The sequence below is a fragment of the Spirillospora sp. NPDC127506 genome, assembly GCF_040302145.1.
Taxonomy (GTDB): domain Bacteria; phylum Actinomycetota; class Actinomycetes; order Streptosporangiales; family Streptosporangiaceae; genus Spirillospora.
On sequence record NZ_JBEORG010000055.1, the window covers coordinates 148 to 14,917 of the forward strand.

General features: G+C 72.9%; 17 protein-coding genes. 11 read left to right on the forward strand and 6 right to left on the reverse strand.

The features are described 5' to 3' along the window. The first annotated feature begins 504 nt into the window (after nucleotides 1-504). From ABTW95_RS32170 to ABTW95_RS32180, 3 genes are all read left to right on the forward strand, one after another. Nucleotides 505-1,194, forward strand: coding sequence for a response regulator transcription factor (locus ABTW95_RS32170; RefSeq protein ID WP_396449420.1), 690 nt, complete (start codon nucleotides 505-507; stop codon nucleotides 1,192-1,194). Continuing rightward, nucleotides 1,191-2,240: a HAMP domain-containing sensor histidine kinase gene (locus ABTW95_RS32175; protein WP_500228274.1), complete on the forward strand. Its 1,050-nt coding sequence runs from the start codon at nucleotides 1,191-1,193 to the stop codon at nucleotides 2,238-2,240. The genes ABTW95_RS32170 and ABTW95_RS32175 overlap by 4 nt, the downstream gene beginning before the upstream one ends. Before the next feature lie 167 nt (nucleotides 2,241-2,407). Then, nucleotides 2,408-3,979, forward strand: a complete 1,572-nt coding sequence (locus ABTW95_RS32180; RefSeq protein ID WP_500228275.1) for a DUF4153 domain-containing protein — start codon at nucleotides 2,408-2,410, stop codon at nucleotides 3,977-3,979. Here ABTW95_RS32180 and ABTW95_RS32185 read toward each other — a convergent pair. Continuing rightward, complete coding sequence (locus tag ABTW95_RS32185) at nucleotides 3,960-4,520, reverse strand: NUDIX domain-containing protein (RefSeq protein WP_396449417.1); 561 nt, start codon at nucleotides 4,518-4,520, stop codon at nucleotides 3,960-3,962. The genes ABTW95_RS32180 and ABTW95_RS32185 overlap by 20 nt on opposite strands. 2 nt (nucleotides 4,521-4,522) lie before the next feature. Continuing rightward, nucleotides 4,523-5,272: a GntR family transcriptional regulator gene (locus ABTW95_RS32190; RefSeq protein WP_396449416.1), complete on the reverse strand. Its 750-nt coding sequence runs from the start codon at nucleotides 5,270-5,272 to the stop codon at nucleotides 4,523-4,525. 153 nt (nucleotides 5,273-5,425) lie between these two features. On the opposite strand from ABTW95_RS32190, the gene ABTW95_RS32195 reads away from it, so the two are divergent. Beyond that, entirely contained in the window at nucleotides 5,426-5,650 is a 225-nt protein-coding gene (locus ABTW95_RS32195) for a hypothetical protein (protein WP_396449415.1), read from the forward strand. Here the strand turns inward: ABTW95_RS32195 and ABTW95_RS32200 are convergent. Next, a complete protein-coding gene (locus tag ABTW95_RS32200) occupies nucleotides 5,647-6,924 on the reverse strand; it encodes a PucR family transcriptional regulator (RefSeq protein WP_396449414.1) in 1,278 nt (425 codons plus the stop codon). The two genes, ABTW95_RS32195 and ABTW95_RS32200, sit on opposite strands and share 4 nt — an antisense overlap. A 317-nt stretch (nucleotides 6,925-7,241) precedes the next feature. Between ABTW95_RS32200 and ABTW95_RS32205 the strand changes: the two genes are divergently transcribed. The 3 genes from ABTW95_RS32205 (at nucleotide 7,242) to ABTW95_RS32215 (ending at nucleotide 8,680) form a co-directional block, all read left to right on the forward strand. After that, nucleotides 7,242-7,703 (forward strand): hypothetical protein, encoded by a 462-nt coding sequence (locus ABTW95_RS32205; protein WP_500228276.1) that lies wholly within the window; start codon nucleotides 7,242-7,244, stop codon nucleotides 7,701-7,703. Next, nucleotides 7,700-8,005 carry a winged helix-turn-helix domain-containing protein gene (locus tag ABTW95_RS32210; protein WP_396449412.1) on the forward strand — a complete coding sequence of 102 codons (306 nt, stop codon included), beginning with the start codon at nucleotides 7,700-7,702 and terminating at the stop codon, nucleotides 8,003-8,005. The genes ABTW95_RS32205 and ABTW95_RS32210 overlap by 4 nt, the downstream gene beginning before the upstream one ends. Before the next feature lie 90 nt (nucleotides 8,006-8,095). Then, on the forward strand, nucleotides 8,096-8,680 hold the full coding sequence (locus tag ABTW95_RS32215; RefSeq protein WP_396449411.1) for a hypothetical protein: 585 nt from the start codon (nucleotides 8,096-8,098) through the stop codon (nucleotides 8,678-8,680). A gap of 1 nt (nucleotide 8,681) precedes the next feature. Here ABTW95_RS32215 and ABTW95_RS32220 read toward each other — a convergent pair whose 3' ends face one another. Then, on the reverse strand, nucleotides 8,682-9,596 hold the full coding sequence (locus ABTW95_RS32220) for an NAD(P)-dependent oxidoreductase (protein WP_396449410.1): 915 nt from the start codon (nucleotides 9,594-9,596) through the stop codon (nucleotides 8,682-8,684). Nucleotides 9,597-9,745: 149 nt separating this feature from the next. On the opposite strand from ABTW95_RS32220, the gene ABTW95_RS32225 reads away from it, so the two are divergent. Continuing rightward, nucleotides 9,746-10,324 carry a TetR/AcrR family transcriptional regulator gene (locus ABTW95_RS32225; protein WP_500228277.1) on the forward strand — a complete coding sequence of 193 codons (579 nt, stop codon included), beginning with the start codon at nucleotides 9,746-9,748 and terminating at the stop codon, nucleotides 10,322-10,324. On the opposite strand, the gene ABTW95_RS32230 is transcribed toward ABTW95_RS32225, so the two are convergent. Next, complete coding sequence (locus tag ABTW95_RS32230; protein WP_500228278.1) at nucleotides 10,304-10,915, reverse strand: LysE family translocator; 612 nt, start codon at nucleotides 10,913-10,915, stop codon at nucleotides 10,304-10,306. The two genes, ABTW95_RS32225 and ABTW95_RS32230, sit on opposite strands and share 21 nt — an antisense overlap. A gap of 105 nt (nucleotides 10,916-11,020) precedes the next feature. Between ABTW95_RS32230 and ABTW95_RS32235 the strand changes: the two genes are divergently transcribed. From ABTW95_RS32235 to ABTW95_RS32245, 3 genes are all read left to right on the forward strand, one after another. Further along, nucleotides 11,021-11,473 carry an Lrp/AsnC family transcriptional regulator gene (locus ABTW95_RS32235; protein ID WP_163055243.1) on the forward strand — a complete coding sequence of 151 codons (453 nt, stop codon included), beginning with the start codon at nucleotides 11,021-11,023 and terminating at the stop codon, nucleotides 11,471-11,473. A 495-nt stretch (nucleotides 11,474-11,968) separates the two neighbouring features. Continuing rightward, the gene (locus ABTW95_RS32240; protein WP_500228279.1) at nucleotides 11,969-12,661 is read left to right on the forward strand and encodes a hypothetical protein; all 693 of its coding nucleotides are present in this window, start codon (nucleotides 11,969-11,971) and stop codon (nucleotides 12,659-12,661) included. A 2-nt stretch (nucleotides 12,662-12,663) separates the two neighbouring features. Beyond that, the gene (locus tag ABTW95_RS32245; RefSeq protein ID WP_396449406.1) at nucleotides 12,664-13,314 is read left to right on the forward strand and encodes a class F sortase; all 651 of its coding nucleotides are present in this window, start codon (nucleotides 12,664-12,666) and stop codon (nucleotides 13,312-13,314) included. A 96-nt stretch (nucleotides 13,315-13,410) separates the two neighbouring features. Here the strand turns inward: ABTW95_RS32245 and ccrA are convergent, their stop codons facing one another. After that, nucleotides 13,411-14,745 (reverse strand): crotonyl-CoA carboxylase/reductase, encoded by a 1,335-nt coding sequence (gene ccrA / locus ABTW95_RS32250; protein ID WP_396449405.1) that lies wholly within the window; start codon nucleotides 14,743-14,745, stop codon nucleotides 13,411-13,413. Nucleotides 14,746-14,770: the final 25 nt, after the last annotated feature.

Here is a 14,770-nt window from a genome sequence, read left to right on the forward strand (position 1 = left end):
GGGCATGCCCGCTCCGGGCGCAGAGCGCCCTCCGCGTGCCTGCCCGTGGCCGCCGCTTCGGTCGGTGGCCACGGCTCAGGTCTGGTCCAAGAGGGTGTGAATTGTGCTCGTCCAGCAGGCGACTGTACTAACCCAAGGGGGCGACCCCCTGGAACTCCCGATACGAACCGGCCGATCCTCACGCCGCCGTTGTGGTCGCTGTGCCCGTTGCTCATTGTGTGGCGCTGCGGTCGCCTGCGTCGCCGGGCATGCCCGCTCCGGGCGCAGAGCGCCCTCCGCGTGCCTGCCCGTGGCCGCCGCTTCGGTCGGTGGCCACGGCTCAGGTCTGGTCCAAGAGGGTTTGATCGTGCTCGTCCAAGAAGCGGCTGTGCTAGCCCAAGGGGCGACCCCCTGGAACCTCGGTACGAGCGGGGTGGGGCGATGTCGTGGGGGTGGCAGCGATCTTCACGAGTCCTGCACAATTCGGGCTCGTTGTGTGCATAGCGGGCTCTTAGAGTCTGGGGCGTGACTGCGAACGAGACTCGGGTGCTGGTGGTCGAGGACGAGCCGACCATCGCGCGGGCCGTGGCGGACCGTCTGGCGGCCGAGGGCTTCGGCGTCGAGGTGGCCGGGGACGGGCCCTCGGCCGTCGAGCGGGCGCGCGGCTACGAGCCGCATCTCATCGTGCTGGACGTGATGCTGCCCGGGTTCGACGGCCTGGAGGTGTGCCGGCGCGTGCAGGCGGAGCGTCCCGTGCCGGTGCTCATGCTGACGGCGCGGGACGACGAGACCGACCTGCTGGTCGGGCTCGGCGTCGGCGCCGACGACTACGTGACCAAGCCGTTCAGCATGCGGGAGCTGGTCGCCCGCATCCGGGCGGTGCTGCGGCGGGTCGAGCGGCCCGCGATGGACGCGGCGCCCGGCGGGGCGAAGCGGGTCGGAGCGCTCGAGGTCGACGAGCGGGCCCGGCGGGTCCGCCGCGACGGGCGCGAGGTGCACCTCACGCCGACCGAGTTCGACCTGCTCACCTGCCTGCTGCGCAACCAGGGGGCGGTGCTCACCCGCGCGGTCCTGCTGGAACAGGTGTGGGACTGGGCGGACGCGTCCGGGACCCGGGTCGTCGACAGCCACGTCAAGGCGTTGCGCAGGAAGCTGGGGCAGGGGCTGATCCGGACCGTGCACGGCGTCGGCTACAGCTTGGAGGTCGCGCCGTGACCCCCGTCGTCCACAGGCTGTGGGCGCGGCTGCCCCGGCCGCTGGACCCGCTCCGGTCGATCAAGGTGAAGTTCGGCGTGGTGGTCGTGGCGACCGCGTGCGTCGCCGTGCTGATCGTCCTGTGGGGCTATCCGATGGGGTTCCGGGCGCGGCAGACGATGCCGGTCGGCGTGCTGATCTCGCTGGGGGTGATCCAGCTGCTCGCGCACGGGATGACCGCGCCGCTGCGGGAGATGACGGCCGCGGCGCGGGCGATGGCGCGCGGCGACTACAGCCGCCGGGTGCGGGCCACGTCGCGGGACGAGGTCGGCGAGCTGGCGCAGGCGTTCAACCGGATGGCCGCCGACCTCGCCGAGGTCGAGCGGCAGCGCCGCGAGTTCGTCGCCAACGTGTCGCACGAGCTGCGCACGCCGATCAGCGCGCTGCGGGCCGTCCTGGAGAACGTCGCGGACGGGGTCACGCCCGCCACGCCCGAGGTCCTCGAATCGGCGCTCGACCAGACCGAGCGGCTCGGGCGCCTCGTCACCCAGCTCCTCGACCTGTCGCGGGCCGAGGCGGGCGCGGCGGTCCTGGACCTCGCGGACATCGACGTCGCCGCGTTCGTGGACGACGTCGCGGCCGAGGCCCGCGCGAGCCACCCCGAGGCCGAGTTCGCCACCGATGTGACGCCCGGCCTGCGGGCCGTCGCCGACCGCGACCGGCTCCACCAGGTCGTCGCGAACCTGCTCGACAACGCCGCCCGGCACGGCCCGGACGGGCGTCCCATCACCGTCACCGCCCGTCCCGCGAACCATCCCGGCGGTCTGGTCATCGAAGTGGCCGATGAGGGACCCGGCATACCGCCCGAGGAGCGCGCCCGCGTGTTCGAGCGCTTCTCGCGCGGCTCGGTGTCCGGACCCGGGACGCCGGGCGGCGGCACCGGGCTCGGCCTCGCCATCGCCAGCTGGGCCACCGACCTGCACGGCGGCGACATCACCGTCCTGGACACCCCGAGCGGCTGCCGCATCCGCGTCATGATCCCCCCGAACATCGGAGAACCCGCATGACCACCCCGCCCACGGACCCCGCCGACCACGCGGAGAAGCCGCCCGGAGAACCGCGCGAATCCGGCGGCAAGCCGGTAGAAGCAGCCGTACCGAGGGCCATGCCGGGTGGTGGGCACGCGGTGGGGGGCGGGTTTGCGCCTCCCAGGGTGGTTTACCAGGGGCAGCCGGTGCGCCAGGGTGTGCCTTACGGGGTGCCGGCCGGGTACGCGCCGCCGCCGCAGTTCGCCTATCAGCCGACCAAGATCGAGAAGGCCTTCCGGGCGTGGAAGCGGCCCGCGCGGCCCATGTCGGCGTCGCTCGTGGCGGGGGTTCTCATCGCCGGGCTGATCGGGGCCGTCGCGGTCGGGCCGCAGTTGCGGGAAGGGCTGCTCGGGGTCGGCGTCGTGATCGCGGGCGCGGCCGTCGCCTACGTGGCGGGGGCCTCGGCCTGGTCGGCGGGGCGGATCGTGCGGTCCGGGCCCAAGCGGCGGGTCAACCGGACCGCGATCGTGTTCGGGGTGCTCGCCGTCGTGTTGCCGGCGATCGCGGCGGTGCGGGAGGCGGAGTGGGTCGTCGTTCCCGCGCTGCTGCTCGCCGTCGCGCTCGGCTCGTACGCGGCGTCCGGCGGGAGGTCGTGGCCGGAGGTCCTGTTCGGCGGGCTCGCGGTCGTGCCCGCGGCCGGGGCCATGCTGCCGTGGGCCGCGCGCGGCGCGTACGGGGCGGTGACGTCCGAGAAGGGCAACGCGTGGCCGGTCATCAGGACGGGCGCCATCGCGGCCGGGCTCGTCGCGGTGTTCGGCGGGCTGTTCGTCGGGGCGGACGCCGCCTTCGGCAGCCTCGCCGCCGGGCTCGTCCCCGAGGTGTCGGCCGCCTCGGTCGTCGTGTACGGGTTCGCGGGCGCCGCGACGCTGGCGCTGGCGTCCGCCGGCGCGTACCTCGGGCAGGCGCCGCCGCCGCTGCGGCTGCTTAGCCCGGAGCCCGGAAAGCCCGCCGGCCGGTGGTCGTGGGCGGTGCCGATCGCGGCGCTCGACCTGCTGTTCCTGGTGTTCTGCGCCATCCAGGCCGGGGTCTTCCTCGCCGACGACAAGGACGCGCTGCTGCGCTCGACCGGCCTCACGTACGCCGAGTACGCAAGGCAGGGGTTCTTCCAGCTCGTCATCGTGACCGTGCTGGTGCTGGCGGTCGTCGCGGTCGCGAAGCGGTACGCGCCGGAAGGCAGCCGCGGCCTGGTCCGGGGGCTGCTCGGGCTGCTGTGCGCGTTGACGCTCGTCGTCGTCGCCGTCGCCCTGCGCCGGCTCTACCTGTACGAGCAGACCTTCGGCTGGACGAGGCTGCGGCTGTGGGTGCACGCGTTCGAGCTGTGGCTCGGGTTCGTCGTGGTGCTCATGGCGGTCGCCGGCGTCGTCAAGGGCCGGGTCGCCTGGCTGCCGCGCGCCGTCGCCGCCGGCGGGGCGATCGCGATGATCCTGCTCGCGGTGCTCAACCCCGACCGGTTCATCGCCGAGCACAACGTCGCCCGGTACGCGGAGACCGGCAAGATCGACGTCCCGTACCTGCGGAACCTGTCCGCCGACGCGGTGCCCGCGCTGGACGCGCTGCCCGAGCCGGCGCGCAGCTGCGCGCTGCGCCGCATCGCGGTCGAGCTCGACGGGGACGAGCCGGCCATGAGCGCCAACCTGTCGCGGGCCGAGGCCCGGGAGATCCTTGAGCGGCGGCCCGTCGACGAGACGGCGGACTGCGTCAGTCCGTCTCGTCCATGAGGAGCAGGGCGTAGGCGGCGATCGTCGAGTCGTCGGTGATCCGGCCCTCCCGGATCAGCGCCCTGAACTCGGCGCGGGAGAACCACTTCTGCCGCATGTCCTGCTCCTCGGGCTCCCGGTCGGCCTCCCCGGCCGCCAGGTCGGACGCCACGAAGATGTTGAAGCCCTGCCCGCTCGTCCCGTGCGAGCAGTTCAGGCGCCCGAGGTGCTTCAGCCTCCCGGCGCGCAGGCCCGTCTCCTCGGCGAGCTCGCGGCGGGCCAGCTCCTCCGGGTCGGCGTCCCGGCGGCCGGGCAGCGAGCCCTGCGGGAAGCTCCACGTGCGCTTCCCGATCGGGTACCGGTACTCCTCGACGAGGTGGAACCCGTCGCCCTCCAGCGGGATGACCAGCACGAAGTCGGGTTTGTCGACGACGCCGTAGATGCCGCGCGAGCCGTCCAGCCGCTCGACCTCGTCCTCCCGGACGACCATCCACGGGTTCTCGTAGACGACGCGGGTGCCGACCTGGCGGACCGCGGGCTCGTCGTTCGCGTCCCGGCTCATGCTCACGCTCCCGACCCGTAGCGGTAGACGAGTTCGTGCCGGTCGCCGACCACCACCCGGTGGGTGACCTCGATGACGCGGTCGTCCTGGTCGTAGGCGCGGCGCCACAGGGTCAGGACGGGCTGGTCGGGGCCGATCCGCAGCGTCTCCTGCTCGTCCGCGCGCGGGAGCCGGCACGTCACCGACTCCTCGAACGTGATCCGGCGGCCCGCCTCCTCCAGCCGCGAGTAGAGGCCGCCCGGCCCCGTGTTGACCTCGCGCAGCACCGGGATCCGCTCCACGATCTCGGGGATGATCCAGGTCGTCGCCGTCTGGACGGGCGGCTCCCCCTCGACGCCCTGGACGCGCGCCCGCTCCAGCACCCGCGTCCCGACGGGGACGTCCAGCCGGGGCGCGAGCCGCTCGTCGGCCTCGACCTCGGTCACGGTGGTCCGCGTGAACGGCCGGCGCCCGTCCTTCTGCGCCGACACGTGGAAGCCGCGCCACTCGCCGACCTGCCGGGTGATGTCGGCGGCCGCGCGCCGCACCTTCGGCGCCGCCCGGACCTGCGCGCCCGCGCCGTGCCGCAGCTGGACGAGGCCGGCCTCGGCCAGCATCCGCAGCGCCCGCCGGACGGTGGAGCGGTCGGCGCCGTACTCGCTCGCGAGCCGCCGCTCGGACGGCAGCCAGGCGCCCGGATCCAGCTCGCCCTCGACGATGCGGGCGGCGAGCGCGTTGGAGATCACCTGTGCCTTCGTGGGGGGTCGCGGCATACCAGATCCTGCTCCGGGTCAGTGCACTGACCTCACACCGTACAGATCCCACCGGTCGCGGCACCGTTCCGGGGTTCCGCCGAACGCGTTGTGGGCGGTGCGTGGTAGCCCTATGGTAGACCTACCATAGACCGACCGAGGGAGCCCCGGACGATGTCGGTGATCATGTGCATGCCCGGCTGGCACAGCGAACGCTCGGACAAGGGCCTGCGGGCCACCCGGATCACCCAGTTGTCGGACTACCAGCTCCTCAACGGCTGCCTTGAGGAGATCGTCGCATCGGACGAGGGCGAGCTGTGGCTGCTCTGCGACGCGCAGACCCGGCTCGCCGAACGCGTCGCCACCGCCGAGCGCCTGCGGGCGTCGCGGCGGAACTAGGAGCGGCGGAAGCTGACGACCTCGCCGGAGTCGCCGACCGCCTCGCGGGACGGCGGGATGATCCGCTCCCCCGCGTTGTCGGCGAGCAGGGCGCGGGCGCGCAGCACGATCTCCAGGTCGAAGCGCAGGTCCGGGTCGAGCAGCTGGTCGCCGAACAGCTCCTCCAGCTGGCGGAGCCGGTACCGGACGGTCTGCGGGTGGACGTGCAGCCGCATCGCGACCTCGTTGGCGTTGCGGCCCGACTGCAGCCAGGCCAGCAGCGTCTCGGCGAGCCGGTCCTGCTGGCTCGGCCGCAGGTGCGCGAGCGGCGCGAGGCGCAGGTCGGCGAGCGAGGTGATGAGCCCCTCGTCCTGGAACAGGATCAGCGTGGACATGTGCTCCACGCTGCGGATCACGCCGCTCTCCGCCTCGATGACGCCGCGCTGGACGAGGCACAGCGTCTTGCGCGCCCACTGGATGGAGCGGGCCGCCTCCATCAGCGGGACGGTCGGGCCGACGACGGCGAGCGTCCCGGCCAGCGCGCGGTCGACGAGCTTGGCGCGGCCGGGGCCGTCCGGGTCGGGGATGATCAGGCTGGGGGTGCGGCGGGTGAGGTCGGCGAGCACGTCCGGCGGGAACGCGGGCTGCCGGGAGTCCTGGTGGTGCCGGCCGAGCGCGACCGCGGCGATCGTCCGCGGGATGGGCCAGTGCGCGGCGGCGGCGAGGTCGGCGATGGCCTCCTGCGCGGCCGGCGGGTCGGCGAACAGCAGGTCCAGCAGGCGCTTGCGGCGGCGCTGCATCTCGCCCGCGACGGCGGCCTTGGCCTGCGAGAACCCTTCGGCGGCGGCGTGCGCCAGCTCGTCCTGGAACTGCATCAGCACCTCGCCGACGGCGCCGAGCGTGCGCGGCGACACCCCCAGCGCCTCGGCGCCCTCGGTCAGCCGCCGCCACGCCACCATGCCGCCGACCCGCATCGCGGTCTGCATGGCGTCGAGGCTGCGGCCCTCGCCGGCCTCGCCGCGGCCGATGGCGCGGAAGAAGTCCGTCACGGGGGCGGGATCGTGCGCGGGGTCGGCTACCCGGTCCACGAAGTAGTGGAGGACGCGCTCGACGGCCAGCCGCAGGGTGCCCGAGTAGGAGCCGTCTCCGGGGCGGTCGTACTCCCTGACGCGCGTCTGAATCTCCTGGATCATGTCGTCCGCGACCTCGTCGAGGTGCGGCCGCATGTGGTCCGCCAGTTCCCTGGGCAGATCCGCCCACGGGCGCCCGTTAGTGGTCGAACCGTCGTTCGCCACAGAACCTCCCCTGCTCCGTCCCCCAGCGTTGCGCGCCGTACACAGGGGGTAATTAGTTACTTATGGGATCTGTGTGAGGCAAATCATGACCCGTGGGATGCCCGGGCGCAAAGTCTAGGTCGACTTTCGACCAGCTTCGGCCGACCGAATGACAAAGAACCGACACGTCGGAAACGCCTCCCCTGACATCGCGCGCCCGAACGCGGCGGCCCCGCCCCGGTCCCGCCGGACCCGCCCCTCCTCGGCAAGTACTTGACGCAGCGGAAAGTAGAAAGTACTTTCCATAGCGGCAAGTACTTCTCAGGGAAGCAGGCCCCATGAACGAGTTCACCGACCCCGCCGACGCTCTCGCCGCGATCGAGCGGACGCAGCAGCGGGCCTACGCCGGGCAGCGGCTCCCGCTCTGGTACGTCCCGGGCGTCGTCTCCCTCGGCACGGCCGCCGCGATCGCCGCCGAGGCGGACGGGGCGGCGCGGATCGCCCTCTCGGTGGCGGCCGTCGCGGGGATCGGCGCGCTCGTCGGCGCGCTCTCCGCCCGCATCCGCATCAAGTTCCGCCCGCGCGCGTGGACGCCGAAGGCCGCCGCCCTGATGGCGCTCTGGATCGCCTCGCTCTTCGCCGTCTGGAGCGCGGTCCCGCTCGCCGCCGGCGTGTTCACCGGCTCGGTGGTCTGGCAGAAGGCGATCGCGGGCGCCGTCACCGCCGGCTACGCGCTGGCGACCACCCGCTGGGCGGAGGACCTGGTGCTGGCGCGGCTGGCCGGGAAGGTGGTCCGGTGAACCTCGACCCGGTGATCCACACGCCGGCGCGCCTGCAGATCGTCGCGCTGCTGGCCACCGCGACCGAGGCCGAGTTCGCGTTCGTCCGCGACAGCCTGGAGATGAGCGACTCGGTCGTGTCCAAGCACGCGAGCGCGCTGGAGAGGGCCGGCTACGTCGAGATCCGCAAGGGCTACGTCGGCAAGCGCCCCCGCACCTGGTTCAAGCTCACCCCGGAGGGGCGGCACGCGTTCGACGAGTACGTCACCAGCCTCCAGAAGATCGTCGGGCGCCCCCTCGCCGACATCCCGGAGGACCGCTAGAAACCCGCCGCGACCGGCATGGCGGCGGGCCGCCCGGAGCCGCCTCGGCCGGCGTGGTGGCCGGGCGCGGACGGGGACATAATCGGGGCCATGCGCGTGGGGGTGGCCCATCACTTCGGCTGGGCCGTCGCGGTCACGGCGGCCGGCCGGCAGGTGGCGGACCGCCGGAGGATCCGGCTGGTCGAGCCGGGCCTGCCGGCGGCGCCGATCCACTACGAGAGCGCGCGCCTCGACGACGCGGCGGCCGCGGACCTCGTGCGGAGGGTACGGGCGTCGGCCGCCCGCGCGACGTCGGCCTCGCTGGACGAACTCGCCTCCGGCCTGCCCGGCCCGGTCCTCTCCATCTCGCTGCGCGCCTGGCCGCTCGACTTCCCCGACGACATCGCCGTCCTGCGCCGCGCCCCGTACGAGTCGCGGGCGGACTCCGTCATGTACCGGCAGATCCTGGCCGAGCAGGCGCGTGCGCGCGGCTGGGCCGTCCACCTCTTCGACGCCGGCGCCGTGGAGAGGCAGGCGGCCGAGATCCTCGCCGAGCACGCGGACGAGGTCCTGCACGGCCCGCGTGCGGCGCTCGGGCCGCCCTGGACGAAGGACCACCGGATCGCGCTCGCGGCGGCGATCGTGGCCGGCGAACGCCCCGTCGCACCGGACGGCCGGGAGCTCCGTGGCGCGTGATTCAGCCCTGCACCGGCGCGCCGGCCGCCGCGGACCTTCCGTCGTCGGTCCGGGCGGCGATCGCGTGGATGACCGCGGCCATGTCGAGCGGGCCGTGGCCCATGGCCTGGGTCTCGCGGTAGAGGGCGTGGCAGGCGTCCAGAACGGGTGAGGCGATCTCCGCGCGCCGGGCGGCCTCCGCGATCAGGCGGTTGTTGTCCAGGACGTTGGTGATGGACGCCTGCACGGAGAAGTCGCGGGCCAGGAGCTTGCGGGCCTTGGCGCGGGAGACGGCGCTGGCCATCGGCCCGGCGTCCAGGACGTCCAGGAGGCGCCGCCGGTCCAGGCCGTGCCGGTCGGCGAAGTGGAACGCCTCCGCCAGGCCGGTGACCATCGTGATCAGGAACAGGTTGACCGCGAGCTTCATCTGGAGGGCCTGCGGGACGGGCCCGCAGACGAACGTCCGGCTGCACATGGGCGCCATCAGGGGGCGGACGGCGTCGACGGCGGCGGGGTCGCCGGCCAGCATCGCGACCAGGTCGCCCGTCTCGGCAGGCCCGCGCGAGCCGGACACGGGGGCCTCGACGTAGCGGCCGCCGGACGCGCGGACGTCGGCTTCCAGGCCGCGGGAGTACTCCGGCGAGGTCGTTCCCATGTGGACGATCACGCGGCCCGCGACGTTCGCCGCGAAGCCGGGGGTGCCCCGCCCGAGGGTCGCGTCGATGGCGGGGGCGTCGGCCAGCATGAGGAGCACCACGTCCGCGCGCCGGCACGCCTCGGCCGGGCCGGACGCCACGGCCGCGCCCGCGGCGCGCAGTTCGCCGCACCTGGCGGGGGTGCGGTTCCAGACGATCAGGCGGGTCCCCGCGCGGGCCAGGTTGAGCGCCATGGGCCGCCCCATGACGCCGAGTCCGATGAATCCGACGTTCGTGTCCACCTTCGCCTCCGGTTCCGGGCTGATCCGTGCTCCGCCAGGGGTGGCGGCGGAGCACGCGCGGGGACGGTCCGACCTTGCCGATTATGACAGCGGTCATGATAATGGTCCAGGTGAAGCCGGAAATGGATGACCGAGATCCTCGGGAGCGCATGGTCTTCAGCGCCGCGCAGCTCATCCGCCGGGACGGGGTCACCGCCACGGGGCTGCGCGAGGTCGCCGCCCACGCGGGCGCGCCGCGCGGGTCGCTGCAGCACTACTTCCCCGGCGGCAAGGAGCAGCTGGTGAACGAGGCCGTGGAGTGGGCCGGACGCTATGCCGCCGGGCGCATCGACCGCTTCATGGCGCAGCTGTCCCGCCCCACCCCCGGAGGGCTCTTCGCGGCGATGGTGCGGCAGTGGACGGACGAGTACCGGTCGGCGGGGTTCGCGGGCGGCTGCCCGGTGGCGGCGGCGACCGTCGACTGCGCCGAGTCCGTCGCCTCCACGCAGGCCGCCGCGGCGGCCGCATTCGCGTCCTGGCGCCGCCCGATCGCCCGGGAGCTGACCGCGATGGGCGTCCCGTCCCGCAAGGCCGGTGCGCTGGCGATCCTGATGGTCAGCGCACTGGAGGGTGCGATCTTGATGGCCAAGGCGGAGCAGAGCGTCCGCCCCCTGACGACCGTCGCCCGTGAACTCGGCCCCTATCTGGACTCCTGCGTCGAGGCGGGGTCAGGCGAGGAAGTGCTCTAGGACCAGGTAGGCGCCCAAGGCGGTCATCGCGGCGCCGGACAGGCGGGCGGTGAGGCGGCCCGCGGCCGGGTGCCCGTCCAGGACGGTCCGGGCGAGGGTCCCCAGGCAGAGGTAGAAGGCCGCGCAGGTGGCCGTGAACGTCAGGCCGAGGACGCCGATCTGGCCGGCGACGGGCCAGTCCCCGCCGGGGTCGGTGAACTGGGGCAGCAGGGCCAGGAAGATCAGCAGGCCCTTGGGGTTGAGCCCGCTCACGCCCATGCCGCGCAGGAACACCGGCCAGCCGGCGCCGGACGCCGCCTGCGGATCGGGCCCGGCCGTGCGCGCGAAGGTCGTCGCGCCGTGCCACATCAGGTAGGCGCCGCCGGCGAGGGTGAGGGCGCCCAGGACGGACGGCGAGCCGGCGACCAGGGCGCCGACGCCCGCCGCGACGACGAGCGTCACGGCGGCGTACCCGGCGGCCAGGCCGCCCACGGCGGGCACGACGGAGCGGCCCCGCACGCCGGCGCCGAGGGTGAACGCCCAGTCCGCGCCCGGAACGGCGATGAGCAGGAGCGCGACCGCCCAGAAGGCGAGCACGGAACCGGCCGCCATGATTTCCCCTCCCGTAGCCGCCATGGGGGAAGGGTATTTTTGATGGACCCGAAAGTGTTCCCGTATTTGGCGCTGACTCACCGGGGCCTTGGAAGGATTTTCTTTATGGACGCGATCGACCGGAAAATCCTTGCGGTACTCCAGGAGGACGGCCGCCTGACGATCACGGATCTGGCGGCGCGGGTCGGGCTGAGCGTCTCGCCGTGCCACCGGCGGCTGCGGGAACTGGAGCGCAGCGGCACCATTCGCGGATACCGGGCGGTCGTCGACGCCGCCGCTCTCGGGCTGACGTTCCAGGCGCTCGTCTTCGTCACCATGCGGCAGGAGGACCGGGAGACGCTGCTCGGTTTCGAGGAGGCGGTGGCCCGCGTACCGGAGGTCGTCCAGGCGCAGCGGCTGTTCGGCGACCCCGATTACCTGCTGCGCATCGTGACCGCCGATCTGACCGCGTACCAGGAGCTGGAGGACGACGTGCTGAGTGCGCTTCCCGGCGTGCAGCGGCTCAACTCCACGCTCGTGATGAAGCACGTCGTCGACGAACGGCCGCTGCCCACCTGAGCGGCGTCCACCGCCGGACGGCGCGGCGGCCGCCGGCGCCATGAGGAATCATCTCCGGCGCCGCCATGGTTCATTTTTCAACCGTCTTCAAACGGAACAGAAGATCCCGTCAAGGGGCGATGGCCATTTCACCCTGTGTCATCCTTGCTGATCAGCAGACGTAAACCGCGCTCGGGTCGCGTAAGTGCGAGAAGGGGTTTACGCAAGGCCCGTTGATGACCATGTCCGGCCATTAAGCCGCTGACCGGCCATTCTTGACTCGTGTTCCGACAGAACCGGGCTAGGCTGCTGCCTCATCATTCTCTTCGGTCTCCCTGGCGCCCGTATCACGAGTGCCCTGCATGCCAGCCGCCGGCCCGCGGCACATTCCCCGCCAATGCACGGGCACGTCACGCTTCGCCCGGGAACGCGAAGAGCCCCGAACAGAGGAGAAGGGCAATGCGCGCAAGTCGGCTGGCTGCGGTGGGAATCGCTGCGGGCTCCATGATGCTCGGAATGGCGGCGCCCGCACTCGCGGACACCCCGCCCAAGGCGGGTCAGTTCTGCAGCAAGGACGACGTCGGCAAGACCTACACGGGCGATGACGGCACGGTCCTGAAGTGCATGGTCAAGGCCGGAGAGGAGCAGCCCAGGTGGGTGGACGTCAGCGGTGACGAGCCCGGCGGCGACCCCAGCGAGTCGCCCAGCCCGAGCCCGACGCCGACGAAGCCGGCGTTCAAGTTCGGCTACGACAAGGTGAAGCTGTCCAGCCTGCGCGTCGCGCCGGGCTACAAGACGACGTTCACCGTGACCTGCCCGACGTCGGTCGTCATCACCGGCAACGGCTACACGCAGAACCCGCTGCCGGTGAAGAAGACCGGCGACGACACCTGGACGGCCACCGGCACGTTCCGCAGCAAGCTGCCGGACCCGACGACCGCCACGGTCGCCTGCAAGGGCTACGGGTCGGTCAGCTACAGCACCCGGCCCGACAAGGGCGGGAACGGCGGCGGCAACGGCGGCGGCGGCACGATGAAGCCGAAGACGCCGAAGATCCCGTCCGGCCGCATCGACACCGGTGACGGCAGCATGTACATGAGCGGCGGGAACTCGTCCGCGCCGCTGCTGGCCGCCGGCTGGGGCGTGCTGATGGCCGCCGGCCTCGGCGCGGTCGCGCTGCGCCGCCGGACGGTCCGGGAGCGGTCGTAACGTTGCCGGAACTGCCTGCATCGGCCGCCGGCCGCCGCGCCGCGGGCGCGGCGGCCGGCGCGCTGCTCATCGGACTGCTGTTCAGCGGCTGCGGGGGCGACGGGGGCGGGGACGCCGCGGCGTCCGGCACCCCCGAGCCCGCCGCGGCGCAGCCGACCGGCGCGACCACGCCCGCGTCCAACGTCCATCCCATGACGCAGTCGCCGCCGACGAAGATCGCCATCCCGAAGATCGGCGTGTCGGCCCCGGTGGGCTCGATCGGGCTGCTGCCCGACGGGCGCGTCGAGGAGCCGCCGCTGAGCAAGCCGAACCTGGCCGGCTGGTACGAGGAGGGCGTCACGCCGGGCGAGATCGGCCCGGCGGTGATCCTCGGCCACGTCGACGCCAACGGCAAGCCGGCGGTGTTCTACCGGCTGAAGGAGCTGAAGCCCGGCGACAAGATCCAGGTGGGCCGCAAGGACGGCTCCACCGCGACGTTCGCCGTGCAGAAGGCCCAGCGGGTCGACAAGGACGCCTTCCCGCACAAGAAGGTGTTCGGCGAGTCGCTCGACCACGCGTCCCTGCGGCTGGTGACGTGCGGCGGCGCGTTCGACCCGAAGATCGGCCACTACAAGGACAACCTGATCGTCTACGCCAGGCTGGTCGGTTCCTGACCGCGCCCCGGCGCGGCGACGCGCCGGGACGATGAACGCCCGCCGGAGCATGACCGGCGGGCGTTCTGCCGTCCGCGGACGGGCGGTACGGGCGGTTCAGCGGCGGTAGAGGCCGAGCTTCTCCTCGCCGATCTTCTCGCGCAGGGCCGGGTCGTCCACGCCCTGGCCCTCCTCGGCGGCGCCGCACAGGACGGCGACCTTGCCGACGTGCTGGTTCGTCTGGACCGCGCGGGTCGCCTCGGCGGCCTGCTCCAGCGGGAACGACCGGGACAGCGTCGGGTGGATCATCCCGAGGCCGATCAGGCGGTTCACCTCGACGGCCTCGTGGTAGTTGAAGCCGTGCGAGCCGATGATGCTCTTGAGCCGCATCCACAGGAACCGGTTGTCGTACTCGTGCTTGAAGCCGGTGGACGACCCGCACGTGACGATCTTGCCGCCGCGCTTGGCGACGTAGACGGACGCGCCGAACGTCTCGCGGCCGAGGTACTCGAACACGATGCCGGGGTCCTCGCCGACGAGGCCGCGGATCGCCTCGCCGAGGATGCGGCCGGCCTTCGGGTGCCGCATGCCCTGCTCGCCGAGGTTCAGCTCGTTGCGGTTGATGACGTGCTCGCAGCCCTGCGCCCGGACGAGGTCGGCCTTCTCGTCCGACGACACGACGCCGACCGGGATGCCGCCGCCGTTCTTGACGAGCTGCGTCGCGAACGAGCCGAGCCCGCCGGTCGCGCCCCAGATCAGCACGACGTCGCCCTGCTTCATGCGGGCGCCGTGCGTCCCGACGAGCATCCGGTAGGCGGTGGCGGCGCAGAGCGTGTTGGAGCCCGCCTCCTCCCAGGTGAGGTGCGCGGGCTTGCGGATCAGCTGGTTGGCCTTGACGATGCAGTACTCGCCGAGCGCCCCGAAGTTCGTCTCGAAGCCCCACGCGAGCTGGGTCTCCGACATCATGCCGTCGTCGTAGGAGCCGTGGTCCTCCTCGTCCACGTAGGACGGGGACAGGACGACCTTGTCGCCGACCTTCCAGTGCTTCACGCCCGCACCGGTGCGGACGACGACGCCGGCGCCGTCCGACCCGAGGATGTGGTACGGCAGGTCGTGCCGGGCGCCGTACCAGCCCTGCCGGCCGAACTTCTCCAGGAACGCGAACGTCGGCACCGGCTCGAAGATCGCCGACCAGACCGTGTTGAAGTTGATCGCGGCCGACATCACCGCGACGACGCACTCGTCGGGCGCCAGCTCGGGCATCTCGACCTCGCCGACGTGCATGGAGCGGCGCACGTCCTTGTCGGCCTGGCCCTCGAAGATGCCGACCTCGTCCTTGAGGGTGAACGCGGCGCGGAAACGGGTCGGCAGGTCGATCTCCTGCAGCTCGGGGCCGCTCGCGCCGGCGCGGACGGCGTCGAGCAGCTCATGGGACGAGCCAGGGTGGGCCATGGGTGTCCTCCGTGGAACGACGGGG